The sequence below is a fragment of the Actinomadura vinacea genome, from assembly GCF_039532545.1.
Lineage (GTDB): Bacteria > Actinomycetota > Actinomycetes > Streptosporangiales > Streptosporangiaceae > Spirillospora > Spirillospora vinacea.
Genome location: NZ_BAAARW010000003.1, coordinates 200,921 through 226,233, shown reverse-complemented (window position 1 = coordinate 226,233; position 25,313 = coordinate 200,921). Strand labels below are relative to the sequence as shown.

Genomic DNA, 25,313 nt, shown 5'->3' with positions numbered 1-25,313 from the left:
GGTGTGCGCGGCACACCAGGGCGATCACTTTGTCCGGCGGAGTCAGTCCGCCGTCGACAGGCCGACGGGCGCGGTCTGCCCGGCGGGCCCCTCGCCGCGGACGGGCGCGGCCTCGCGGTGGCGCGAGGCCGGCACGGCGAGCAGGAGCCCGAGCACCGAGGAGGCGATGGCCACGATCGCCGTGGTCCGCAGCCCCTGTTCGCTCAGGAAGGCCAGATCCCCCACCTTGATCTCGCCCTGCGCCAGGAAGATGCCGGAGAACGAGGCGGCGACACCCTGGAACGTGGTCCGCACGACGGCCTGCATTCCGACGGCCGCGCTCGTCTCCTCCGCCGGCACGCATTCGACGATGAGGGTCGGCAGCGCCCCGTAGCAGAAGGTCACCGCGACGGCGGTGATCAGCGTGAAGACGATGAACCCCGATAGCGTCGTGTGCAGGTAGAGCACCGACCAGAACGCCGCGATGGAGACCACGCAGCCGATCAGGACCGTCCGGGCCGCCCCGAACCGCCGGGAGATCCGGCCGGGGAGCGGCGAGATGACGAAGCCGAGCAGCGAGCCGAGACCCCCCACGAGCCCCGCCATGGTGGCGCTCAGCCCGAGCCCGACCGGCAGGTCGATGGGCGCGCCCCCGGGAACCGGGATCTGCTCCGGTGTCCGCAGGACCGCCGTGGGCAGAACCTGGCTGAGCCCGAAGACCCCGAAGGCGACGATGACCGTGGCGAGCATCCCGATCGTGAACTTGCGGTCGGCGAACCGCCGGACCTCCATCATCGGATGCCGCACCCGCAGTTCCCACAGGACCCACACGGCGAGCAGCACCGCCCCCGTCACCAGGAAACCCGCGGTCCGCGCGTCGGTCCAGGTCCACTCGCTCGAACGGGTGACTCCGAACAGCACGGTGCCGACGGCTCCGGAGAACAGCACGGCGCCCAGGTAGTCGACCTTGCCGGGGTCCGCCGCCGCGGCCGCCGACCGCGGGATGACCGCCCGGATCGCGACGATCGCGAGGAGGGCCAGGACGACCGCCGACCAGAAGATGTAGCGCCACTGGAAGTGGTCCAGGATGAACCCGGCCACGAGGATCCCCGAGGCGCCGGCGATGAGTGCCGAGGCGCTGATGACGGCGATCCCGGTCGTGACCTTCTCGCGCGGCAGGATCTCCCGGGCCAGGCCGATCGCCAGGGGGAGCACCGCGCCCGAGACCCCCTGCAGCCCCCGCCCGACGATCAGTATCTCCAGGTTGGGGGCGGCCGCGCTGACGATCGAACCGACCGCGGAGATCAGCAGGACCAGGTTGAGCACGCGCACCCGGCCGAACTGGTCCCCCAGCCGGCCGCACACCCCGGTGGCGGCCGCCGCCACGAGCATGTAGGCGGTGACGATCCAGGTGAGCTTGTTGATGTCGGTGCCGAAGAAGGGGTGGTGGGAGTAGAGCAACTGGACCGACATGGTCGTTTCGAACGCCGACACCGTCTCGGCGAGCACGAGCGCCGCGACCAGGACGGCCGCGGATCGGGAGGGGCTTGCGCCGGGCATGGCTGTACCGACCTCTCGAGGGGGTGGGTGCGGGGTCGCTGTCGGCCGTCGACAAGCCACAACGTGGGCTAGATCACATCGCGAATGTGACTATTAGAACCCCGTTTTGGACGAACAGTCAAGCCTGGAACAGCAAATTTGGACACATACACCGCCCGACAACGCCGATAGATAGGAACTTTAGTCACATCGAGCAAGGGAAGCGGCGCCCCAGAGATTCAGAACAGCGGAGACCGCGAGCAGAGCCCGACGGACGACGTGGCCTCGGGTGACGCGCGAGCGCGCTACCTGGCCGGTGGGGCGATGCCGAAGGCGAGCGCCGCCGGCCAGGTCGCGAAGCGATGTCGCGCTCGCCCAGGCACGGTCAGGGTGCGAGCCACCAGGCGAGCGCCCTGGGCCGGGACTGCAATAAACACAGCCGCCCTAGGAGTCCTCGTCCTTCGGCGGTCTCAGCCTGCGTCGCAGGTTGGTCGTGGGATGGTCGCGGTGCTGCTGGTAGGCGTCGCCGACGTGCCAGCTGATCTCATCGCGCAGCTGCCGGATGTTGGCGATCTCGTCGTACAGCGATCGGAGCGTGTAGTTGGCGACGTGCTGCGGGTACTTCGACCGCGGCTCCTGGAGCAGGCCGAGCTCGCGGGCCCTGGCCAAGGACCACTGCTGCTCGTCGATGGTCTCCTCCAGCTTCCGGAGGTAACGATCGATGGCGTCCAGGAGCAGGGCCGGTTCGGCGTCGCCGGCCAGCCAGATCTTCAGCATCAGCGGATGCTTGATCATGACGGGCTCGTCCCCGGGGAGGGTCTCCGACCACGCCCGCAACGCGGCCTCTCCCTTGGGCGTGGACTCGTAGACCGTCATCTTGCGCTTGCCCACGTGGATGGTTCGTTCGGCCGCCATTCCCTGGGCGGTCAGGCGGGTCAGTTCGCGCCGGATGTGGCTGACCGCGGGCGCCCAGTAGAACCGGCCGACCGTGTTCTGGGAGCGCACCTTGATCTCGCCGGCGGTCAGGGACTCATCGGTGACGATGAGGACCCCCAGCACCAGATACGCCGTCGTCGGCAGGTCCGGGTAGCCGGGCTCGGCCTTCGGCGCCGAGGCGCCGTCCTCCGGCTCCAGGCCACCGTCCCTTTCAACGCCATTCATTGTGCGATCGATCGTAGTGCCCTGACGGTGTCACCTGCTGACACCGACGCTCCGGCCCGGCCTTGGTCGTCACAGGCCCGCGGGACGGGACGCGATGACGCCGCCCGCCTCCAAGCCTTCGATCTCGCTCTGCCCGAGACCGATCTCCGTCAGCACCTGGTGGTTGTGCTGGCCGAACAGCGGGGCGGCGGAGCGCATCCACCCGGCCGCCACGGTGCGCGATCTGAAAGGCAGCCCGGTCGAGAGGAACTCGCCCGCGACCGGATGCCGGATGTGCTCCCAGAACCCGCGCGCGTGCAACTGCTCGTCGCTCAGCAGAGCGTCCGGCGGCATCACCCGGGCGGCGGGGACGCCGGCCGCCCGCAGCAGTTCGACGGCGCCGCTGACTTTCAACCGCGCCGCCCAGCTCTTGATCGCCTCGTCGATGGAGGCGGCCCGGGTCCGGCGCGCCGCCCGGGTGCCCAGATCGGGGTCATCGGCCAGGTCGGGGCGGCCGATGACGGCGGCGAGCGCGGGCCACTGCGCGTCGTCGGTCACGGCGATCGCCACCCACTCGTCCGGCTCGGCCGTGAGGTAGACGCCCTGCGGGCAGGCGTCGGGGCCGCGGTTGCCGTCGCGGCGCAGCGTGACGCCCCGTGCGGCCTGTTCCAGCAGCGCCTCGGCCGCCACGTTGAGCGCCGCCTCCACCATCGTGGACTCGACATGCACTCCCCGGCCGGTGGCGTCGCGGGTCTCCAGCGCGATGACCGCCGCGAACGCCGCGTGCAGGCCGGCGATCGGGTCGCAGACACCCCGCGGGATGATCGGCGGACCGTCGGCATGCCCGGTCATCCAGGCCATGCCACTGGCCTGCTCCATCGTCTGGGCGAACCCGACCCGGTCGCGCCAGGGGCCGTCCAGCCCGAAGGCGGGCATGCGGACCATGCACGTCCGCGGGTTGGCCTCCGCTATGTCCGGCCACTCCAGCCGGAAGTTCGCCATCACCCGCGGCGAGAAGTTCTCGATCACCACATCGCTGTATCCGATCACCCGCAATGCCAGGTCACGCGCCCGCGGGTCGCTCAGCTCCAGCGTGATCCCGCGTTTGTCGCTGTTGCTGGCCAGGAACACCGGGCCCCATTCCCACCACTTCTCCACGCTCGGCGCCCGCCCGCCGGAGAACCGCATGCCGTCCGGACGGCGCACGCCCTCGATCTTCACCACGTCCGCGCCGAACGCCGCCAGCAGCTGCGTGGCGGACGGGCCGGCCCAGAACGCGGTGAAATCGGCGACCCTGACGCCCCGCAGCGGCCGGGCGTCGGCCGCCGGCCCCGACCGCCGCACCCGCTCGCGGGCGGGCCAGCGCACCCCGCCCGTGTCCCCGCCCAGCTCCGGCGCCTTGCCCGGTGCCCTGCTCTCGAACGCGCTGGTCCGGTAAGGGACGCGCGGCTGCAAGTGGCCCAGGGCGTTCTTGACGAAGACGCCGCGCTCCTGGAACTGGTCGATCTCGGCGATGGTCTGCGGCGTACCGATCGGAGCCACCGGGATCCGCATGGCGGACGCCGACTCCACGATCTCCGCCGTGGTCCGGGTGGCGGCCCAGGCGTGCACCATGTCCACGAACTCCGCACGCCGCCGCACCCGCCCGGCGAACGACGCCAGCTCTGCGTCGTCCAGCAGGTCCGGGCGTTCGATGAGGACGAGGAAGTCGGAGAACTGCTGCGCGGTGATCGTGCAGAACCCCACGAGGCCGTCGGCGGTGGGCACGATCGAGGGCATCTCCAGGCTCCGGCCGGGCATCTGCGCGTCGTCCCCGAGCACGCTGGCGCTGACCGCGCTGAGCCCGCCCATGGTGACGACCATGGCCTCGTAGATCGACACGTCGAACACGTCCCCGAACCCGGTCTGCCTGAGCCGGCGCAGGCCGGCCGCCGCGGCGAACGCGGCGTACGCGCCGGCCACCCACTCGCCGGCCCTGCCCCCGGCCTGCAGCGGCTCCTCACCCGGCCAGCCGCGGCCGCCGATCGAACCGCACAGCGCCTGGAGGATGAACTCGTTGGCCTGGATTCCCTGCTCGACGTAGGGCCCCTCGGTGCCGAACGGGGTGATGCTGATCAGCACGGTCTGATCGTCCGCGGCGAGGCACGACCGCGCCTCCGCCAGGTCCCGGCCGCCCGTACCGTCGACGATCACCAGGTCCGCGCCGCGGATCAGCTCGTGCGCCGCGGGTGCGTCGCAGACGACCGACCGCTTGCCCGCCGCCAGGAACTGGAACAGGGGTGCGTGCTCGTCCGGCCCCAGCTCACCCGACGCGCTCCACGAGCGCAGCGGGTCCCCGCCGGCCGGCTCCAGCTTGACGACTTCCGCGCCGGTGTCGAGCAGCATCTTGCCGCAGTAGGCACCGGGCACCGCCCCGGTGCACTCCAGGACGCGCACACCAGCGAGCGGGAGAGCGCCGGCCGTCGAACGCCGCGGCCCCTCACTGTGACCTGAGTCTCGTAGCTGCATGTGACTATTAGACTTAGGTCAAGACGACGTCGTCAAGAGCGAAAACCCGCACATCTGGCAAATATGCAGGTGCGACCATCGATGGATGATCCCAGCATGTGTGACTAATGAGCGTCAATCGTGGGGCGGTGGTGGCGGGCCTCCCGCCCGCTGGTTGAGATGTCGCCCAATGGGCGCCAGCGGTTCGGCGCCGCGCCGGTCGTGCTCCGTTCAGGTCACGACGACCGGCAGGGTGGTCAGCCCGTTGATGAGCATGCTGGCTTGCAGGGTGAGTTCCTCCGGGGGGACGGCCAGGCGCATTTTCGGGAACCGGTCGATCAGCGCGCCGAGCGCGATCCTGGCCTCCAGCCGGGCCAGGGGCGCGCCGAGGCAGTGGTGGATGCCGTGACCGAAGGCCAGATGGGACGCCGGTTGCCTGGTGACATCGAGCCGTTCCGGGTCGGGGAACTGGCGGGGATCGCGGTCGGCGGACAGCAGCGCGGGCAGTACCACCTCGCCTGCGGGGATGGTGACGTCGCCGATCCGCACCGGCGCCGCGGTCCGGTACGGGGTCGCCACCTGCGCCGGCCCGTTGAAACGAAGCAGTTCCTCGATGACCGCGGGCAACCGGTCGGGGTCGGCGCGCACCAGGTCGAGCTGGTCGGGATGGGCCAGCAGCGCCTGCATGCCGCCACCGATCAGATGGGCTGTGGTCTCGTACCCGGCGACCAGCAGCAGGAAGACCATCGAGGTCAGCTCGTCCTCGGACAGCCGGTCGCCGTCCTCCCGCACCGCGACCAGTCCCGAGATGAGGTCGTCGGACGGGTCGGCCCGCTTCTGCGCGAGCAGTTCCCGGACGTAGTCGATCAACGCGGTCGCCGCGGCGACAAAGGTCTCGGCCGGGTGGACCGAGCCGTTGATCGCCACGCTCGTCCATTCCTGGAAGTCGCGCCGGCGGTCCACCGGCACGCCGAGCAGATCGCCGAGCACGGTGAGCGGGAGGGGGTAGCCGAAGGCGGCCAGGAGGTCGACCGGCGCGCCCCGCTCCCCCGCGGCCGAGACATCGTCCAGCAGACCGTCGACGATGAGCCGGATGCCCGGCTCCAGACCCTCGATCCGCCGCCGGGTGAACGCCGCGGACACCAGCCGGCGCAGCCGGGTGTGATCGGGCGGATCGGCACCGAGCAGATGGTGGTCCATCGCCGCGGCGAGCTCGGCCGGGACGACGTCGCGATGCGGGCCGTCACCGCCCTTGCCCTTGATGATGTCGGGGTGGGCGAGCGCCTCCCGCGCCTCGGCGTAACCGGTGATCAGCCATACCGGGACACCGGTGAACAACATCACCCGCCGCACCGGCCCGGCCGCCGCCAGTTCGGCGAACGCGGCGTGCCGGGCGGCGGGCGCGGCCTCGACGAACGGTGAGGTTATCGGGGGCGATTCCGCCATGGTCAACTCCGATCGGGGCGCTGTCCGGCCGACGGCCGGAGACACGACGGATCCGACGCTACCCAAGATCGACAACTTTCGGCCGGACGATCGCGCCGACCCTCAGGCGACCTCGCCGCCCTCGGGCGAGGACGCGGCGGCCAGGTCGCCGTCGCCGATCTCCTCGATCCGCCGCCCGGGATGCAGTCGCTCGACGAGCGCTCGGGTCGCCTCCCGGTCGAACGGCGGCGCGGCCCGCAGGACGGGCCGCGGGCCACCGTCCGCGAACAGCAGCGTCCACGCCTTGAAACCCAAGGTGCTCCCCTCTCGTCGGCAGCACCCTAGGAGGCGCCGCCGACAGGATGTACGGAGCCGAGCGGCACGTCCCGTGCGGACAGTTCGAAGGGGCCGGTGTCGATCCCGCGCGTCAGGATCCGCCGCGGGTGGATGCGGATCCACGCCGGGTCGAACGGCATGGCGGCGCCGATGCGCCTGCCGATCTCCTCGCCGCCGGTGGTGTGCGTTTCCGCCCGTCCCCGGATCTCGATGCCGCGCGGCGCCCAGGGATCGGTCGAGGCCAGATCGTCCACGGCGAACGCGACCTCGGGGTGGCGCCGGGCGTCGCGGAACTTCTTGCTCGCGGCCATGCCGGTGCCGGCGAGGCCCCCGATCACAATGCTCCGGGCCTCCGGGTCGTAGAAGACCCCCAGCGGCACGATGTGCGGCCGACCGCCGGGGCCGACCGTGGCCAGGCGCCCGAGCGGCTGGCTTTTCAGGTATTCGATCTCATTCGCGGTGAAGGTCATGGACTCAGTCTGCGAAGCCGGACGGGTGCCGGGAAGGCCGGGTCGAGGCTAGCCCTGGCAGGGCCACGCTCAGCCCGATCGGTGCTTGCATCGGGCTCCTGCTCCGGCTAATTGATTCTTCGACATTTGCCGGATTCACTGGCGGATCCAGACTAAGGAAGGTGGACGCAAAAAGTCCGCGCGCTCCAGTGGATGCTCAAAAAAGGCGGTGGAAGCAGGCTTGAGCCCGCTTCCACCGCGAATCGCATGGCGTCCGTCACGCCCGAGGGAGCGACAGATCATTTTGGCCGGGCGGCGGTCAAGCCGTCAGGCGAGGTGGTGCTTCCACACGCCCCAGTCAGCCGCCTTGAAGCTGCTGGGCAGGCCGATCCCTGACCCAGGACCGGCAATCCAGGCATCGCTGTTCCGGTCGGCACCGAAACGGCGGTGCTTCCAGACACCGTCCTTGACGACCGGCGGGCCGGCGTGGCCGCTCCTCACGTGGAGGATCCAGAGAGTGGCGGCGGATGCCGACACCACCAGCCCGGCTCCGAGCCATCCGTAGACCCCCGGCGCCTGACCGGTCCCGACGAGCAGCCCGGCAAGGCACGCCACCACTGGAGTGAGACATGCCACCGTGCTGATCACCCCATCGGATCGGGCGAGCCTGAAGGCGTGGATGCCCAGCTTGTTGGCTGCCACGATCAGCACCGACGTGACCAGCACGGTCGACAGCACCTGCCCCGTCATCCAGCGACCGTCGGTCCAGATGAGGACCGGTATCGCGACGAGGAAGACACTGGCCCACCGCATCAGCTCAATGACCCGGGTGAGGTCGCCCAGCTCGGTCAGCTTCGCCGAGGCGATCGTGTCGCTGACGCCAAAGGCGGAGACCACGCCCGCCGCGACCAGGCCCCAGGGTTCGACCCCATCGCTGAACGGCCCGGTCAGCATTACGACGCCGGCCAGTCCGACCAGGAACCACACGGTGTGCCGTCGCCGGCACGGTCCGCGCTCGGGGAAGACCAGCCGCCAAGTCGCCAAGCCGACTGCCCCGAGCGTCGTGATCGTCATGACGGTTCCGACCCCCACCCGCGCCTGAGCCTCCTGGTTCAACTGCCCCTGGATGAGGGCGGGAACGGCCAGGATGACCGCCCACTTCCAGTAGGTTCGATCCCACCGGACCTTGGCGGCGCGCTTCTTTTCCTGACGCTGGAAAAGCGTGGCCAGGCTGAAGAGAGCGGCTCCATGAATCGTGATGAGGGCACCTACCGCTGCCGGCGATTGCTCGGGATAGAGGCGTGCAACGTACGCTCCCGCCAATGATGCGCTTATCAGGGAGAACGCTTTGAGGAGCGCCCCCCAGAGTTTGCCCACGAGGGGCCTCCTTTCGTCCGCCCGGCTGTTCGGCCGGGACCTGACCGCGTTGGCCAGGCGAAGGAGACCGTCCTGGGTGAAACCCCGGCCGCAACATCACCGAGCGCCGAAGGCCGGTGACAGAGGAGGGGCCTGGCCAGGGAGTTCCCTGACCAAGCCCCCTACCGGTGGGTGTCGGCGTCACCCCGCCTCCGCCGCCACCCCCACCGGGGTGCGGTCCTCGGCGGTGGCGGTGCCGGTCACGGTGCGCAGGCCGCGGCGGCGTGCCCGCCTCACGGTCATACCGGCGAAGAGCGCGAGCGGCACGCAGAACGTGACGAAGTCCTGCCAGGGCACTCCGCCCTGATCGTCCGCAGCGCCCATCTGCCCGAACGCCGCCATGAACAAGAAGGCGTTGATGTTGAAGATGACGTGGAAGGCGATCCCGGCCTCAAGCCCCCCGGTCCTGACCGTCAGCCAGCCGAGCACCGCGCCGAACAGGAAGATGTCGAGCATCCCCAGGCCGGTGTAGCCGTGGATGGACGCGAACGCGGCCGCGCTGATCAGGATCGCGGGCCAGGGAGTGCCGAACACGGCGGCGGCCGTCCGGCCGACCACGCCGTCGCGGGCACGCGGGAAGCACCCGGCGATGCCCTGCAGGAGCCAGCCTCGGAACACGTATTCCTCGGCGGAGGCCTGGAACACCGTCACCAGCACCACGATCGCGGCCGTCGGCAGGAACGCGCCCCAGCCGACCCACTGCGGCTCGGCGGCGTTCTGCACGGCCGACGATGGGACCACCGTGTTCAGCACGCCCGACAGCACGTTCTGCACCATGATCGCCACGAGCGCCACGCCGCAGCATGACAGCAGCCAGCGCCAGCGCACCCTGCCGATGACCGATGACACGCTCCCGATCGGACGTCGTTGGACCGCCCAGACGGCCAGCAGCACAATGGGCAAGAAGACGCCCAAGATCGCGGACGACAAGGCGAATTCGGCCACGCTGTTCTGGAGGGTGGCACCTCCAGGTCCCGGGCTCGACGGCCCTCCCAGCGCGGTCTGGACGAGCAGCGCGCCCATCTCTATCAGGTTGATCGCCCCGATGCACAGGGCGACGATGAGCAGCGTGCCCAGCAGGAATCGCCCCCAGTTGCGGGGGCGGACGCGCGCCAGGTGGTGGTACGGCGTCCCCGGCGGCACGCTCGCCACCGACGGCGTCGCGTCCCGCTCGCTGCGCGGGTATGGAAACTCGGCGAACTCCTGGTCGGATGCCCGCCGCTCGCTGTTCTGATCAGTCATTAGGTCCCCCTACCTCGACCGATTTGCGGCGAATAGGAGGTGGGACGCCCCGCACCCGGCCCAAGTTCGAGGACTTTACCCAGGTCAGAAGCTTCATGTTCGACGGGGAGCGAGAATCAGATATGGCTCGCTGGGTCCTGCACGTCGACCTGGACCAGTTCATCGCCGCCGTGGAGGTCCTGCGTCATCCGGAACTGCGGGGGCGCCCGGTCGTCGTCGGCGGTGACGGTGATCCGACCAAGCGCGGCGTGGTCAGCACGGCCTCGTACGAGGCCCGCGCCTACGGCGTCCACTCCGGCCTGCCGCTCCGCACGGCGGCACGGCGCTGCCCGGACGCGGTCTTCCTGCCCGTCGACGCGAAGGTGTACATGGCCGTCTCGGCCCAGGTCATGGCGGCGCTGCGGGGGTTCGACACCGTGGTCGAGGTGCTCGGCTGGGACGAGGCGTTCCTGGCCGTCGAAGGCGACGCGCCGGAGGCGACGGCCCATGAGATCCGCGACCGGATACGCGCGGCGACCGGGCTCGAATGCACGGTGGGCATCGGGCAGAACAAACTGCAGGCCAAACTGGCGACAGGCTTGGGCAAACCGGCCGGCGTCTTCCGGCTCACCCACGCGACCTGGTTCGAGGTGCTCGGGGACCGGCCGACCGACGCGCTGTGGGGCATCGGGGCCAAGACCGCCAAGCGGCTGAAGCGACTGGGGATCGCCACCGTCGGCGAACTCGCGGCGACCGACCCGTACGCCCTCGCCGAGCGTGTCGGGCCCACGACCGGACCCCGGCTGGTGCGGCTCGCCCAAGGTCAGGACGACTCGCCGGTGAGCGCCGCCCCCTACGTCCCGCGCTCCCGCGGCCGGGAGACCACCTTCCAGCACGATCTGGACGATTGGGAAGAGGTTCGCCGCGAGGTCTCGAAGCTGGCGCGGCAGGTCGCCGACGACGTCGCCGGCGAGCGGCGGCCCGCCGTCCGCGTCATCGTCAAGGTCCGCTACGCGCCCTTCAGCACGCAAACCCACGGCCAGGCACTGGAGACACCGGTCACCGAGGCGTCCCGAATCGAGGAGGCCGCCCTCGCCGCCCTTGATCGGTTCGCCGAACGGCGACCGGTGCGGTTGCTGGGCGTCCGAGCCGAGTTCGCCCGGTGATGGTCAGTCCCACCAGAAGCACCAGACCGGGGCGTCGACGAGCTGCGCCGCGTACTCCTCGAAGTGGTTGTCCTGCCACAGGTCGGGGCAGAAGGCGTAGTGCTCGGCGGCGACGTGGCGGGCGTGTTCGGGGGTGCGGGGCGGCCAGGCGACGGTGACGTTGAGGGCGTCGGGGCCGATCGAGCACAGCCGCACGCCGAACCGCTCCTGCCAGGTTCGCAGGATGGCGGTGGCGTGCTCGGCACCCGCCTCCGAGCTCCAGCCGGACGCGATGATGGCCTCGGCGCCGTCGCGGGCCGGAACCAGGCCGAGGAAGGGGCTGTGGGCGGTGGCGGTGAGCAGGTCGCGGATGCCGGACGGGCTGGTCGCCAGCTCGACGGCCCGCCGGTCGGGGTCGGGGCCCGGCCCGCCTCCGGGCGCCCGGCCCGGCCACGCGTCGAACGGGCTGGGCAGATCGAGGACGTCGTTCTCGAACACCAGCTTCCAGCCCTGGACGAGCGATGCGTCCACGTCCACCTCGTCCGCCCAGCTCGACGGGACGGGGGCCAGGTCGCCGGTGTGCCAGGGGGTGCCCTGGTCGCCTTCGTTCCCCAGTAGGAGGGGCCACAGGCCGGTCTCGCGATGGCGGGGCAGCAGGTCGGCCCACAGGCGGCCCGCCTCCTGGTCGTCCAGCAGGGCGTCGGAGATCCACAGCACCGGCTCGGTCACGGGCTCGTCCGTCCTGGCCCGCTCGGGGTCCGGCGTGATGAGGCAGCCTTGGAGACCGTCCGGCACCTGGATCGCGGGCATCGGCCTCACCGGCGGGAGCGGGTGCGCTTGGGCGGCTCGATCCGCACCCGCTTCTCCTCGGGGACGTTCTCGATGTCGTCGAGTTGCGCGAGGACCGTGTTCCGCAGGTCGTCGTAGTCGCTGAAAGAGAAATCGTTGAACAGGGTGTGGCCGGTCCACATCAGGTTGGCGCACACCCGCGGCGACACCCGGCCCGTCGCGGCGCCCATGCCGACCAGGGCCACGGACTCGATGCTGCCCGCCGCCCGCTCGTTCTGCATGTGGATCGCCTGGAACGCGGCGGCGCAGGCGAGCGCCACGTTCAGCGTCTCGCTCACGTTCTGCGCCGACCCCTCCATCGTCGGCGTCGAGATCAGGAACTTCGGGTTGGTCGCGCCGGACGGCACGCAGACGGCGCTGCCCACCGGGAGCCTGCCGTCGAACCGGTCGCGGATCGCCCGCTGGACGCGCAGCTGGATGCCCGCCCCGAGATCGCGCTTGATGATCGCGTCGACCCCGCCGTCCATCCGCCCGCGGGAGTTGGTCGGGCTGACCCAGGCATCGACCCGCTGGTCGAGAATCGACCCCTTGCGGATCTCGATCCCGGGGGTGTCGGCGAACGCCGCCCGCCACGCCTCCACGACTTTCGTGTTGATGTCTGTCAGCACCACTCTGAGCGGCTGCCGCACGCGATTGACGGTCATGGTTCACTCCGGTCGCAGCGAGGGGATTTTCCAGCGACCATGAACATACCGCGGGCCACTGACAAACCACGTGCCGACGGCAGATCGCCTCGATTGCGGGTGTCGTACCCCGGTGTTACTCTGCCGCGGGCCTGGGCCTTGGAAGCCCTTCGCGCGGACAATTCTGATTCGGGAGCCCCGATGAGCGACGCCAATCCCTCCAGCCCGTCCGACCCGAATGACCCGCTGGGTCTCGCCGAGCTTTTCAAGGGCGGCGGTGAGCCGTGGCTGCCGCTTCTGCGGCCGGTCATCGAGGCGCAGCCGGACGCGGCCGCGTTCATCGGCCCGAGCCGCGGCCCGGAGGTCGTGCCCGTCCGGGAACTGACCTTCCAGGCGCTCAAGCCCAATCCGCCGCACAAGTGGAAGGTCGTGGTCTTCGGCCAGAACCCTTATCCGCGGCCGGAGAGCGCCACCGGCATCGCCATGTTCGACAACACCTTCCATGACTGGAAGGACAGCCAGTTCGGCCGGGTCGTCAGCATTCGCTGCATCATCAAGGCCGCGGCGATGTGGAAATACGGGATTCCCAAGAAGACGCCGATCGCCGACATTCGCAAGCTGCTGAAGGAGAACGACACCGTACAGCCGCCGGAATGGTTCCAGGCGATGCTCACGCAGGGCGTGCTGCTGCTGAACGCGGCGCTCACCGCCAGTGCCGACGGGGCGATGGGCACCGACCGGCACACCGCGTTCTGGCGGCCGGTCGTGGAACGGCTCGTCGAGGAGATCCTGAAGGCCAAGCAGGACGCCGACGAGCAGGACCGCGGCGTGGTGTTCGCGTGGTGGGGGGCGCACGCGCGCAGTCTGAAGAAGGTCGTGCTCCGACTCCAGAAGAAATACCCCGGGGTGGACGTCCGCCATATCGACCACCCCAACCCCGCGGCGCAGGGCGACATCTTCTGCGAAGGCGACCACTTCAACATGGTGAACGCGGCGCTGGCATCGCTCGGCGCCGACGAGATCGACTGGCTGCCGAGCAAAGGGTGGAACGAACTCGCCGCGCAGGCCGACTCGGATCCGGGCACGGCCGAACGCATGGGCGCGTTCATCGCCTCCACCATGGAATTGCACCAGCTGTACCTGGAGCGACTCGCCAGCGTCAAGGACGAGGGGCTGGTCCTTCCCGCGATCACCGGTGTGTTCGACACCCCGCTCATGGACTTCCGCGAGGCCGTCGCCCCGGTGGCCGAGCTGCTGTCGGGCCTCGACCGGCATGTGCGGATGTCGCACGAGTTCGGCAAGAGGCAGGCGGACGGCGTCGACCACCTGCTGTCCCCCGACGAGATCGCGGCGCTCTATCTCTACACTTGCGAATCGGCGTTCTACCGGAAGATCAACGCCACCCTCCGGGACCCGGACCGCACCAAGGCCGTCCCGTACCTGGGCTACCTGCGGCTCCTGTTCTCGGCCGTCTCCCGGCTCCCGGCACGCACGAAGCCGCTGTGGCGCGGGGTATCGCTGGACCTGCGGGCGCAGTACCCGCGCGGGCGGACGGTGACGTGGTGGGGCGTGTCCTCGTGCACGTCAGAACTCGGCGTGGCCAAGGGGTTCCTCGGCAGCCGCGGCAAGCGGACGCTCTTCGAGGTCACCCCCGCCAGGGCCGTGGGCATCCGGAACTTCTCGGCGTTCACGGGCGAGGAGGAGTTCATCCTCGCACCGGGCACGCAGCTCAAGGTCACCGACGTGAAGGCCGAGCGCGGCGGACTGTGCACCGTGAAGCTGACCGAACTGGAGGAGCAGTCCCTGGTGTCCTGAGCCATCGCGCCGTGTCCGCTCCCGGCGCGGAGGGAGCGGACACGGCTCGCTATTCCAGCCAGAACCGCCGGCGCTGGAAGGCGTACGTCGGCAAGTCCGCGTGGCGGACGTTCAATGGGGTGAAGCAGACACAGCCTGCCACTCCAGCCAGAACCGCCGGCGCTGGAAGGCGTACGTCGGCAAGTCCGCGTGGCGGACGTTCAATGGGGTGAAGATTTCCCGCCACTCCACCCGGACCCCGTGCACGTACAGCTCGGCCAGGGGGGCGGCCAGGCCGTGGGCGGGGTCCTGCTGGAGTACGGTGCCCGCGTCGATCACGACGGACGCGTCCGGTTCTGACGGCCACCGGGTTCCTTCGGCCGCCAGCTCGCATGCCTTGTCGTGGGGAAGGGCGGTCAGCACTCCCCACGAGGACAAGAGGGCGTACAACCCGACCTCGGCCGCGAACCACACCGGTGCCTCGTCGAAGGCTTCCGCGTAGGCCGGGAACGTCCGGTACAGCTCCCTTCCGGCCTCGCCGTCTCGCGGGGTGCCGGAGAAGGCGAAGGCGGCCCGGCCCGGCTTGCCGGCCACGCCGCGCGACACCTCGGACGCCTGGCGGTCCTTGGCCAGGGCGTCCAGGCCGGCGAGGAAACCCTTCCGGTCGGCGGCCACGATCGCGGCTCGGTGCGCCAGCGCGGCGCGGCCCGTCGCCAGTGAGAAGGCCACGTCGGCCAGTGGCACGTCCGGGTTGCCGTCCACGAAGGCCAGCAACTTCTCTGCTTGGGCCCGCAGGGCTTCCGGCCCGTTCGCGGACAGCAGCCACGGCACGGTTACGCCATCTGAACCGGATCGGGGTTCGGGTTCGGGCGGTTGCTCCAGCAGCACGTGGGCGGCGGTGCCGTTGACCCCGAACGCCGAGACGCCCGCCCGCCGGGGCCGGTCGGTCTCCGGCCACGGGACGGGCTCGGTCAGCAGCTCGACGGCGCCGTCGGCCCACTCCACCTTGGGTGAGGGCTCGTCGACGTGCAGGGTGCGGGGCAGCAGGCCGTGCCGCATCGCCTGCACCATCTTGATCACCCCGCCGCTGCCTCCCGCGGCCTGTGTGTGGCCGAGGTTGGACTTCAGCGACCCGAGCCACAGCGGCCGGTCCGCGGGCCGGTCCCGCCCGTAGGTGGCCAGGAGCGCCTGGGCCTCGATCGGGTCGCCGAGCGCGGTGCCGGTTCCGTGCCCTTCGACCGCGTCGACCTCGGACGGGGCGAGCCGGGCGTCGGCGAGCGCCCGCCGGATCAGCCGTTCCTGCGAGGGCCCGTTGGGTGCGGTGAACCCGTTGCCCGCGCCGGCCTGGTTGATCGCGCTGCCCCGGACGACCCCGAAGACCGGGTGTCCGTTGCGCCGCGCGTCCGACAGCCGCTCGACCAGCAGCATCGCGACGCCCTCGGACAGTCCCATGCCGTCGGCGCCCGCCGCGAACGACCTGCACCGGCCGTCCGGGGCGAGCTCGGCCTGCTGGCGGGTGCTCTCCTCCAGCAGTTCCGGGGTCGACATCACCGCCACGCCGCCCGCGAGCGCCAGCGTGCAGTCGTCCCGCCGCAACGCCTGGCAGGCAAGGTGCAGCGACACCAGCGAGGAGGCGCACGCCGCGTCGAGCGACATGGCGGGGCCCTCCAGTCCGTAGTGGTAGGCGACCCGGCCGACCGCGATGCTTCCCGCGCTGCCGAAGTACGTGTAGCCCAGTACGCCTTCGGGCGGCGTGCGGAATCGGTAGCTGTAGTCGTGGAAGATCAGCCCGGCGAATATTCCGGTGCGGCTTCCCCGCACGGACGTCGGGTCGATGCCGGCCCGTTCGAACGCCTCCCAGGACGTCTCCAGCAGCAGCCTCTGCTGGGGGTCGGTGGCCACCGCCTCCTGCGGGGACATGCCGAACAGTTCCGCGTCGAAGTCGGCGGCGTCGTGCAGGTAGCCGCCGCCCCGGGTGGCGAGTTCGGCGTCGGGCCAGCCGCGGTCGACGGGGAATCCGGTGATCGCGTCGCCGTCCGCGGCGACGAGCCGCCACAGGTCCTCCGGTGAGGACACCCCGCCCGGAAAGCGGCAGGCCATTCCCACGATCGCGATCGGTTCGGTGAGCCGCTGGTTCTCGCGTCGCAGCCGCTCGTTCTCCTTCATCGACGCCCGCAGCGCCGCTTCGAGTTTCTCGGTGGATATCGCCGTCACGGCTCCTCGCCTTCCAGTGCCAGGTCCACGAGTGCTTCGAGGTCCATGGCGTCGATTTCCGATTCCGCTTCGGTGTCGTCTGCCTGCTCGGTGACACCGAACAGCTCGGCCGCCAGGTGGTCGGCGATGGCCCGCGGGCTCGGGAAGTCGAACGCGACCGTCGCGCGCAGCCGCAGGCCGGTGGCCGCGTTCAGCCGGTTGCGCAGTTCGACGGACGTCAGGGAGTCGAATCCCAGCTCCTTGAACGCGCGGGACGGCTCCACCTCGTCCGGCGACTCGTAGCCGAGCGCCGCCGCCACGGTGCCCTGGACCAGGTCCAGCAGCGCGGCCTGGCGATCGGCGGGGTCCAGGCCGGCCAGCCGGTCCCGCAGCGAGGTCTCCTCGCCCGCACCGGCGTCCACCGCCCGCCGCGCCGGAACGCGGATCAGGTCTCGCAGCACCGCGGGCAGCAGCCCGGTTTCGGCGAGCTCCCGCAGCGCGGGGACGTCCAGCCGCAGCGGCAGCAGCGCGGCCCGGCCGGCGCTCAGACCGGCGTCCAGCAGCGCGAGCCCTTCGGCCGGACGGATCGGCTTCATGCCGTTGCGTCCCATCCGGTTCTCCAGCTCCACCTGGTCCAGCTCGCCGATCATGCCGCTGCGCTGGGCCCAGAAGCCCCAGCCGAGCGACACCGCGGGCAGCCCGCCGGCCAGCCGGTGCTGCGCCAGCGCGTCCAGGAAGGTGTTGGCGGCCGCGTAGTTGCCCTGGCCCGGGCTGCCGAAGGTGGCGGCGGACGAGGAGAACAGCACGAAGGCGTCGAGGTCGCCGGTCAGCTCGTGCAGGTTCAGCGCGCCGTCGACCTTCGGCCGCAGCACCTTGTCCATCCGGTCCGGGGTCAGCGAGACCAGTACGCCGTCGTCGAGCACGCCCGCGGTGTGGAAAACCGCGCTGACCGGATGGTCCGCGAGGAGGCGGGCCAGCGCGGCCCGGTCGGCCACGTCGCACGCGGCGGTGGTGACGGCGGCGCCCGCGCCGGCCAGTTCGGCTTCCAGTTCGGCGGTGCCCGTGCCGCTCCGGCTGATCAGCAGCAGCCGCCGGACGCCGTGCTCGGCGGCGAGGTGCCGGGCGACCAGCCCGCCGAGCGCCCCGTTGGCCCCGGTGATCAGCACGGTGCCGTCCGGGTCGAGGCGGGGCCGTTCGGCGGCGCCGGTCCGGGCCGCCGGACGCATCCGCTGGCCGAGGGCCACGCCGTCGCGCAGGGCGAGCTGCGCTTCGCCGCAGGCCACCGCGGCGGGGAGCGCGTGGGACGAGGCCTTGTCGAGGTCCACCAGCAGGAAGCGGTCCGGGTTCTCCGACTGGGCCGACCGGATCAGCCCCCATACGGCGGCGTGCACCAGGTCGGGGACGCCGTCGCTTTCACCGGTGGCGACCGCGCCCCTGGTGACGAAGGCGAGGCGGCTCGTGGCGAAGCGGTCGTCGGCCAGCCATTCCTGAGCCAGCTCCAGCACCCGATGTGTGGTCCGGCGCACCGTCGGGGCGTTCAAGCGGAGCTTGGGGTCGCAGGGTACGAACACTACGTCGGGGACCTCGCGAAGCGACGCCAGGGTCTGGTGGCTTTCGACCGGAATCCCGGCGGCGGCGAGCGCGGGCGTCAGCCCGATGGGGTCCGGGCCGAGCACCGCCCACCGCCCGGACGGGGCAGCGGCGATCCCGGGCAACGGCACCCAGTCCGCGCCGAACAGCGCGCCGTCCGCGACGTCCGGCTGCGCCACCGGCACCGGCCCCAGCGTGAGCCGGTCGACGGCGGCCACCGGCGTCCCGGTGTGATCGGCCATCACGACCGACACGGTGTCCGCGTCCAGCCTGGTCACCGTCACCCGCAGCGTGGTCGCCCCGGTGGCGTACAGCGACACCCCGTGCCAGGCCGTGGGCCGCTCGGACTCGCCCAGCGTCGCGCCGAGCGCCGCCTCCAGCAGGGCGGGGTGCAGGCCGAACCGGGACGCGTCGGCGAGTTCCGCCTCGTCGAGCGTGACCTCGGCGAAGGCGTCGTGCTCGGTGGACGTTCCGGACGGCGCCGGAGCCGCGCCCGGGGCGAGCACCCCGGTGGCGTGCCGTGTCCACGGCATGGCGGCCAGCGCGTCCTCTGCACGGGAGTACACCTCGACGGCCCTGTGCCCCAGCGTGTCCGGCGCCGCCACCGAGACCTGGAGGGCGAGGCCGCCAACCTCCGGCAGCACGAGGGGATCGTCCAGGGTGAGGGCGTCCAGCCGTTCGCAGCCCACCTCGTCGCCGGCGCGGATCGCCAGCTCGACGATGGCCGCACCGGGCAGCACCCGGGTGCCGTCCGCGAGCCAGGGCAGCGCCGTCCGGGACAGCCTGCCGGTGAGCAGGTAGCCGTCGCCCGCCAGCGGCAGGCCGGCGGGCAGCAGCGGATGGTCGAGCGAACGCTGGCCGGACGCGGCGGCGTCCGCGGTCACCGCGCTGTCGTCCAGCCAGTACCGCTGCCGTTGGAAGGCGTAGGTGGGTAGGTCGATCCGGCTGCCGCCGGCTCCGGCGAACGCCTCCTCCCACCGGACGTCCACGCCGTGCACATGCGCCTCGCCCAGCGAGGTCAGGAACCGGCCGAGGTCGCCGTGGTTCCGGCGCAGCGAACCGGTCACCGCGGCGGCCGCGTCGCGATCGTCGACGGTCTCCTGCACCGCGACGCCGACCACCGGATGCGGGCTGACCTCGACGAACACCGTGTGGCCGGCGTCGAGCAGCGCGCGCGTCACCGGCTCGAACAGGACCGGTTCGCGCGTGTTGGCGAACCAGTACTCGGCGTCCATGCCGTCGGCGTCCAGCAGCCCGCCGGTGACGGTCGAGTAGAACGGGATCTCGGCCCGCCGCGCCCTGACCGGCTTGAGGACCTGCATCAGCTCCTCGCGGATGCCGTCCACCTGCGCGCAGTGCGTGGCGACCGAGGCCGCCACCTCCCGGACCCGGACGCCGTCCGCCTCCAGTTCCGCGACCAGCTCGTCCAGCGCGGAACGTTCACCGGCGACCGTGACGAGCCGGGGGGCGTTCACGCCGCCGACCTCGAGACGGCCGTCCCAGCGCGCGATCCGCTTCTCGGCATCAGCGGCCGACAGCCCGACCGAGACGAGCGCGCCGTGGCCGACCAGCCGGTCCGCCAGCACCTTGCTGCGCAGCCCGATGATCCGTGCGGCGTCCTCCAGGGACAGCGCGCCCGCGACGTACGCCGCGGCGATCTCCCCCTGGCTGGTCCCGGTCACCGCCGCGGGCTCGACGCCGTGGGAACGCCACAGCGCCGCCAGCGACACCATCATGGTGAACAGCGCGGGCTGCACCACCTCGATCCGGTCCAGCGGGGCCGCGTCCTCGGCGCCGCGCAGGACGTCCAGCAGCGACCAGCCGAGCATCGGATCGAACACCTCGGCGCAAGCCTCGGCCTGCGCGCGGAACACCGGAGAGGACTCCAGGAGCTCCCGGCCCATCGCGGCCCACTGCGACCCCTGGCCGGGAAAGACGAACACCACCTTGGGGTCGGGTCCGGCCGCTCCCGTCACCACGCGGTCGGCCGGCGTACCGGCGGCCAGGGCTTCGAGGCCGGCGGCCAGCTCGTCCCGGTCGCGTCCGACGACGACCGCGCGGTGGTCGAAGGTCGAGCGGGTGGTGGCCAGCGAGAAACCGATGTCGGCGGCGGAGCCGCCCGGATCGTCGTCCAGGAAGCCGCGGAGCCGGTCGGCTTGGCGGCGCAGCGCCGCGTCGGTCTTCGTGGACAGCAGCCAGGGCACGGCGGCGGGTTCGGCCGGCTCGACCAGGTCGGGCTCGTCGGCGGGCTCCGCCTGCTCCACGATCACGTGCGCGTTGGTGCCGCTGATCCCGAACGAGGACACCCCGGCCCGGCGCGGCCGTCCCGTCTCCGGCCAGGGGACGGACTCGTTCAGCAGCTCGACCGTGCCCGCGGACCAGTCGACATGCGTGGTCGGTTCGGCCGCGTGCAGCGTCTTCGGCAGCACCCCGTTCCGGATGGCGAGGACCATCTTCATCACCCCGGCCACCCCCGCGGCGGCCTGGGTGTGCCCGATGTTCGACTTGAGCGAGCCGAGCCGCAGCGGGTGGTCCGCCCGGTTCCGGCCGTAGGTGGCGACCAGCGCCTGCGCCTCGATCGGGTCGCCCAGCTGGGTGCCGGTGCCGTGCGCCTCCACGATGTCCACATCGGACGGCGCGACGCCCGCGTCCGCCAGCGCGTTGCGGATCACCCGCTGCTGGGACGGGCCGTTCGGCGCGGTCAGGCCGTTGCTCGCGCCGTCGGAGTTGATCGCGGTGCCGGCCAGCAGCGCGAGCACCTCGTGCCCGTTGCGGCGCGCGTCGGAAAGGCGTTCCAGCACCAGCATGCCGACGCCCTCGGAAAGTCCGGTGCCGTCCGCGTCGTCGGAGAACGACTTGGACCGCCCGTTCGCCGCGAGCGCCCGCTGCCGGCTGAACTCGACGAACATGACCGGGCTCGCCATCACCGTCACGCCGCCCGCGACGGCGAGCGCGGTCTCGCCGTCGCGCAGCGCCCGCACCGCCATGTGCAGGGCCACCAGCGAGGACGAGCACGCGGTGTCCACGGTGACCGAGGGGCCTTCGAACCCGAAGGTGTAGGACACCCGTCCGGACATCACGGCCGCCGAGTTCCCGGTCCCGGCGTAGCCGGCCAGCGCGTCGTCGCTGCTGCGCATGGCCCGCTCGCCGTAGTCCTGGATGCTGGTGCCGACGTACACCGCGGTGTCGCTGCCGCGCAGCGCGGCGGGGTCGATGCCGGCGCGCTCCAGGGCCTCCCAGGACGTCTCCAGCAGCAGCCGCTGCTGCGGGTCCATGGCCAGCGCCTCGCGCGGGTTGATGCCGAAGAACGCCGGATCGAAGTCGGCGACGCCGTCCAGGAATCCGCCGTCCCGCACGTACGACTTGCCCACCATGCCGGGCTCGGGGTCGTAGAGGCCGGCGACGTCCCAGCCGCGGTCGGCGGGGAACTCGGCGACCGCGTCCCGGCCGTCGGCGACGAGCCGCCACAGCTCCTCGGGGGACCTGACCCCGCCGGGGAACCGGCAGCTCATCGCCACGATCGCGATCGGCTCGTCGGCGCCGCCCCGGGTGCCGGTGCGGATCTCGTCCCGGTCGCCGAGCAGTTCGGCGCGCAGGTGCCCGGCCAGCGCGGCGGGCGTCGGATAGTCGAAGATCAGGGTCGCCGGGAGCCGGAGCGCGGTCTCGGCGTCCAGCCGGTCGCGGAGCTCGATCGCGGTGAGCGAGTCGAAGCCGAGGTCGCTGAACGGACGGTTCGACGGGACGTCCGCGGCGCCGCCGTGCCCGAGCACGAAGGCCGCCGCGGACCGCACGATCTCCAGCAGCGCGGCGCTCTGCTCGGCTTCGGGCAGCGCCGACAGCCGCCGTCGCAGCTCGGCGTCCCCGGCGCCCCCGCCGGTTTCCTGGGCGGCGACCGGCGCGGGATCCGCCTCGGGTACGCCGCGCAGCAGCGGGCTCGGCCGCGCCAGGGTGAACGCGGACGCGAACCGCGCCCAGTCCACGTCCGCGACGACGACCGCGGTCTCTTCGCGTTCGACCGTCTGCCGCATCGCGGTGAGGGCCGCGGGCACCGGCAGGTAACCGAGTCCGTGGGTCCGCTTCCCGTCGCGCGCGGGTGCGTCGCCGGAGACGTCCAGGAGTCCCCACGCGATCGAGCTGCCGGCCAGGCCGCGGGCCCGCCGCCGCTCGGCGAGCGCGTCCAGCTCGGCGCTCGCCGCCGCGTAGGCGCCGTGATCGCCGCTGCCCCACACCCCGGCGACCGAGGAGAACAGCACGAAGGCGTCCAGGGGGTCGGCGTCGAACAGCGCGTCGAGGTTCGCCGCGACCGTCGCCTTGGCGGCGATCACGGCGTGCAGCATCGCGGGCGTGGTTTCCGCCAGTGGGGCGAGCTCGCGCAGGGCGTCGGCGTGCACGACGGCCCGGATCGGCGGGACGTCGTGAGCCTGGACGGCCGCGGCGAGGGCGTCGCGGTCGGCGGCGTCGCACGCGGCGATGGTGACCCCGGCGCCCAGGTCGCCCAGCTCCGCTTCCAGTTCGGCGCTGCCTTCGGCGTCCCGCCCCTCCCGGCTGATCAGGAGGAGGTGTTCGGCGCCTTCGCGGGCGGCCCACCGGGCGACGTGCGCGCCCAGCCCGCCGGTGCCACCGGTGATCAGTACCGTGCCGCGGGGCTGCCAGCGCCGGGCGGCCGCGGTCCGGTTGCCGGCCGGGACCAGTCGGCGGGTGTGGATGCCGGTCGGACGGATCGCAAGCTGGTCTTCCCCGTGGCCGCCCGCCAGCAGGCCGCACAAACGGGACAGCGCGGCCGGGTCGAGCGCCTGAGGCAGATCGATCAAACCGCCCCAGCGGTCGGAATGTTCGAGCGCGGCGACCCGCCCCAGCCCCCAGACCTGCGCCTGGGACGGGTCGACCGGATCACCGACGGAGACCGCGCCACGGGTCAGGCACCACAGCGGCGCCGAAACCCCCGCGTCACCCAGGGCCTGGACCAGCGACAGCGACGCGGCCGCGGCACCGCCGACCAGCGACACCACACCGTCGAACTCGGTGGCCGGCAGCCGGTCCGGGATGTCTTCGGCGGACGTGATCAGGACCTCGGCCCCATGGCCCGTCAGGGCCTCCGCAACGGCCTCGGCGTCCGCGACGGCCTCATGGACGGGGGCGACGAGCAACCACATGCCGGTCAGCGCCGGAGCCGGATCGGCGGCCAGCGGCTCCCAGTCGACCCGGTAACGCCACCCCTCGCTCGCCTGCCCCGCACTCCCCGACGCCTCGATCCAGAACTGCCGGTGCTGGAACGGATAGCTGGGCAGCTCGACGCGGCGGGCGTGCGGGAAGTGCTTGTTCCAGGCCACCGGCAGGCCCTCGATGAGGGCCGCGAACTCCGGGCTGGTGTCCAGCAGTTCCGCCGCCGCCCCCGCGTCGAACGACTCGGGGAACACGAACACGACCTTGCCCGCGATGGCGGCCCCGTTTACCACGTGCGGGGACGGATCCCCCTCGGCCAGCGCCGCCAGTCCCCGCCGCGCCTCCTCGGTGTCGTTCGCCAGCACCACGGCGCGGTGCTCGAACGCCGACCGGCCCGTGGCCAGCGAGAAACCCACATCCGCCAACGCGTGGGCGGCCACGGCGGGCAGTAGTCGCCCCGCCTGCGCGCGCAACGCGTCCGGCGTCTTGGCGGAGAGCACCAGCGGAACCGGGTAGGTCACCTGGCCGGGTTCCGCGGCTTCCGCCGGTTCGCTCTCGGGTGCTTCTTCAATAATCTCGGGTTCTTCAAGGATGACGTGGGCGTTGGTGCCGCTGATCCCGAACGCGGACACGCCCGCCCGCCGCGGGCGGTCGCCCTGCGGCCAGGGCGTCGGGCCGGTCGCGAGCCGCACCGTGCCGGACGACCAGTCGACGTGCGGCGTCGGGGCGTCCACCCGCAGCGTCTCCGGGACGGTCCGCCGCCGCATCGCCATGACCATCTTGATCACTCCGGCCACCCCGGCGGCGGCCTGGGTGTGCCCGAGGTTGGTCTTCACCGATCCCAGCAGCAGTGGCCGGTCCGCGGGCCGGGAACGCCCGTAGGTGGCGAGCAGCGCCCGCGCCTCGATCGGGTCGCCGAGGGTGGTGCCGGTGCCGTGCGCCTCCACCGCGTCCACCTCGTCGGAGGCCAGGCCCGCGTTGGCCAGCGCGGCCCGGATGACCGCCTCCTGGGAAGGCCCGTTCGGGGCGGTCAGCCCGTTGCTCGCGCCGTCGGAGTTCACCGCCGAGCCGCGCACCACCGCCAGGACGGGATGGCCGTGGCGCTGGGCGTCCGACAGCTTCTCCAGCAGCAGGACCCCGGCTCCCTCGCTCCACGCGGTGCCGTCGGCCGCCGCAGCGAAAGCCTTGATCCGGCCGTCCGGCGCCAGGCCGCGCTGCCGGGAGAACTCCACGAACCCGTCCGGGCCGGCCATCACGGTGACGCCGCCGGCCAGCGCCAGCGAGCACTCGCCGGATCGCAGGGCCTGAGTCGCCAGATGCAGCGCGACCAGCGATGAGGAGCACGCGGTGTCCAGGGAGATCGCGGGACCGCGCAGGCCGAGGAGGTAGGCGATCCGGCCGGACGTCACGCTCGGCGAGATGCCGGTCAGCCGGAAGCCGTCCCCATCGCCGGTACCGGTCTCCTGGTCCTGCCCATAACCCCCGTAGGTCGCGCCGAGGAACACGCCGGTCTGGGACTCGCGCAGCGACAGCGGATCGATGCCGGCATGCTCGATGGCCTCCCAGGACACCTCCAACGCCATCCGCTGCTGCGGATCCATCGCCACCGCCTCACGCGGTGAAATCCCGAAGAACTCCGCGTCGAACCCACCGGCCCCGTAAACGAAACCGCCCTCACGCACATAGCTTTTACCCGGACGCCCCACCTCCGGGTCGAACAGCCCGGCGACATCCCAGCCACGATCCGTCGGAAAAGGACCGACCGCGTCCCCGCCACCGGACACCAACCCCCACAAGTCCGCGGCCGAGGCGACGTTCCCGGGATAGCGGCAGCCGATTCCGACGATCGCGATCGGCTCGCCGGCCTGGCCTTCGAGTTCCCGGACGCGGTCATTCGCCTCCCGGAGGTCGGCGGTGACCCGCTTGAGGAAATACCGGAGCTTCTCTTCGTTCGACATTCACAT

Annotated in this window: 14 protein-coding genes; 2 read left to right on the top strand and 12 right to left on the bottom strand. The window is 71.8% G+C overall.

The annotated features are described in order from the left end of the window. Positions 1–42 precede the first annotated feature (42 nt). The 8 genes from ABD340_RS05325 to ABD340_RS05290 all read right to left on the bottom strand — a co-directional run bounded on the left by ABD340_RS05325 (position 43) and on the right by ABD340_RS05290 (position 10,013). On the bottom strand, positions 43–1,539 hold the full coding sequence (locus ABD340_RS05325) for an MFS transporter (RefSeq protein ID WP_344587342.1): 1,497 nt from the start codon (positions 1,537–1,539) through the stop codon (positions 43–45). Between the two features lie 423 nt (positions 1,540–1,962). Beyond that, positions 1,963–2,679 carry a hypothetical protein gene (locus tag ABD340_RS05320; RefSeq protein ID WP_344587341.1) on the bottom strand — a complete coding sequence of 239 codons (717 nt, stop codon included), beginning with the start codon at positions 2,677–2,679 and terminating at the stop codon, positions 1,963–1,965. Positions 2,680–2,748: 69 nt separating this feature from the next. Continuing rightward, a complete protein-coding gene (locus ABD340_RS05315) occupies positions 2,749–5,094 on the bottom strand; it encodes a CaiB/BaiF CoA-transferase family protein (protein WP_344587340.1) in 2,346 nt (781 codons plus the stop codon). Positions 5,095–5,376: 282 nt separating this feature from the next. After that, positions 5,377–6,591: a cytochrome P450 family protein gene (locus ABD340_RS05310; protein ID WP_344587339.1), complete on the bottom strand. Its 1,215-nt coding sequence runs from the start codon at positions 6,589–6,591 to the stop codon at positions 5,377–5,379. A 102-nt stretch (positions 6,592–6,693) separates the two neighbouring features. Continuing rightward, positions 6,694–6,885, bottom strand: coding sequence for a DUF6928 family protein (locus ABD340_RS05305; RefSeq protein WP_344587338.1), 192 nt, complete (start codon positions 6,883–6,885; stop codon positions 6,694–6,696). A gap of 26 nt (positions 6,886–6,911) precedes the next feature. Further along, entirely contained in the window at positions 6,912–7,376 is a 465-nt protein-coding gene (locus tag ABD340_RS05300; RefSeq protein ID WP_344587337.1) for a PPOX class F420-dependent oxidoreductase, read from the bottom strand. 306 nt (positions 7,377–7,682) lie between these two features. Beyond that, a complete protein-coding gene (locus ABD340_RS05295) occupies positions 7,683–8,732 on the bottom strand; it encodes a DMT family transporter (RefSeq protein ID WP_344587335.1) in 1,050 nt (349 codons plus the stop codon). 180 nt (positions 8,733–8,912) lie between these two features. Beyond that, positions 8,913–10,013 (bottom strand): CPBP family intramembrane glutamic endopeptidase, encoded by a 1,101-nt coding sequence (locus tag ABD340_RS05290; RefSeq protein WP_344587333.1) that lies wholly within the window; start codon positions 10,011–10,013, stop codon positions 8,913–8,915. Between the two features lie 122 nt (positions 10,014–10,135). Between ABD340_RS05290 and ABD340_RS05285 the strand changes: the two genes are divergently transcribed. Beyond that, complete coding sequence (locus tag ABD340_RS05285) at positions 10,136–11,158, top strand: DNA polymerase IV (RefSeq protein WP_344587331.1); 1,023 nt, start codon at positions 10,136–10,138, stop codon at positions 11,156–11,158. Between the two features lie 3 nt (positions 11,159–11,161). Here ABD340_RS05285 and ABD340_RS05280 read toward each other — a convergent pair whose 3' ends face one another. Both ABD340_RS05280 and ABD340_RS05275 read right to left on the bottom strand, forming a co-directional pair. Continuing rightward, a complete protein-coding gene (locus tag ABD340_RS05280) occupies positions 11,162–11,947 on the bottom strand; it encodes a DUF4253 domain-containing protein (RefSeq protein ID WP_344587329.1) in 786 nt (261 codons plus the stop codon). A 5-nt stretch (positions 11,948–11,952) separates the two neighbouring features. Next, entirely contained in the window at positions 11,953–12,630 is a 678-nt protein-coding gene (locus ABD340_RS05275) for a macro domain-containing protein (RefSeq protein WP_344587328.1), read from the bottom strand. A gap of 180 nt (positions 12,631–12,810) precedes the next feature. On the opposite strand from ABD340_RS05275, the gene ABD340_RS05270 reads away from it, so the two are divergent. Continuing rightward, positions 12,811–14,424 carry an ADP-ribosyltransferase domain-containing protein gene (locus tag ABD340_RS05270; protein WP_344587326.1) on the top strand — a complete coding sequence of 538 codons (1,614 nt, stop codon included), beginning with the start codon at positions 12,811–12,813 and terminating at the stop codon, positions 14,422–14,424. 111 nt (positions 14,425–14,535) lie between these two features. Here ABD340_RS05270 and ABD340_RS05265 read toward each other — a convergent pair whose 3' ends face one another. Both ABD340_RS05265 and ABD340_RS05260 read right to left on the bottom strand, forming a co-directional pair. Next, a complete protein-coding gene (locus ABD340_RS05265) occupies positions 14,536–16,617 on the bottom strand; it encodes a type I polyketide synthase (protein ID WP_344587325.1) in 2,082 nt (693 codons plus the stop codon). Continuing rightward, positions 16,614–25,307 (bottom strand): type I polyketide synthase, encoded by an 8,694-nt coding sequence (locus tag ABD340_RS05260; protein WP_344587324.1) that lies wholly within the window; start codon positions 25,305–25,307, stop codon positions 16,614–16,616. Before ABD340_RS05260 ends, ABD340_RS05265 begins: the two co-directional genes overlap by 4 nt. Between the last annotated feature and the right edge of the window lie 6 nt (positions 25,308–25,313).

Excerpts from the sequence above, each read along its gene's own strand:
- ABD340_RS05280 (WP_344587329.1), bottom strand. The coding sequence starts at position 11,947 with ATGCCCGCGATCCAGGTGCCGGACGGTCTCCAAGGCTGCCTCATCACG.
- ABD340_RS05260 (WP_344587324.1), bottom strand. The coding sequence starts at position 25,307 with ATGTCGAACGAAGAGAAGCTCCGGTATTTCCTCAAGCGGGTCACCGCC.
- ABD340_RS05310 (WP_344587339.1), bottom strand. The coding sequence starts at position 6,591 with ATGGCGGAATCGCCCCCGATAACCTCACCGTTCGTCGAGGCCGCGCCC.
- ABD340_RS05275 (WP_344587328.1), bottom strand. The coding sequence starts at position 12,630 with ATGACCGTCAATCGCGTGCGGCAGCCGCTCAGAGTGGTGCTGACAGAC.
- ABD340_RS05270 (WP_344587326.1), top strand. The coding sequence starts at position 12,811 with ATGAGCGACGCCAATCCCTCCAGCCCGTCCGACCCGAATGACCCGCTG.
- ABD340_RS05300 (WP_344587337.1), bottom strand. The coding sequence starts at position 7,376 with ATGACCTTCACCGCGAATGAGATCGAATACCTGAAAAGCCAGCCGCTC.
- ABD340_RS05285 (WP_344587331.1), top strand. The coding sequence starts at position 10,136 with ATGGCTCGCTGGGTCCTGCACGTCGACCTGGACCAGTTCATCGCCGCC.
- ABD340_RS05290 (WP_344587333.1), bottom strand. The coding sequence starts at position 10,013 with ATGACTGATCAGAACAGCGAGCGGCGGGCATCCGACCAGGAGTTCGCC.
- ABD340_RS05325 (WP_344587342.1), bottom strand. The coding sequence starts at position 1,539 with ATGCCCGGCGCAAGCCCCTCCCGATCCGCGGCCGTCCTGGTCGCGGCG.
- ABD340_RS05320 (WP_344587341.1), bottom strand. The coding sequence starts at position 2,679 with ATGAATGGCGTTGAAAGGGACGGTGGCCTGGAGCCGGAGGACGGCGCC.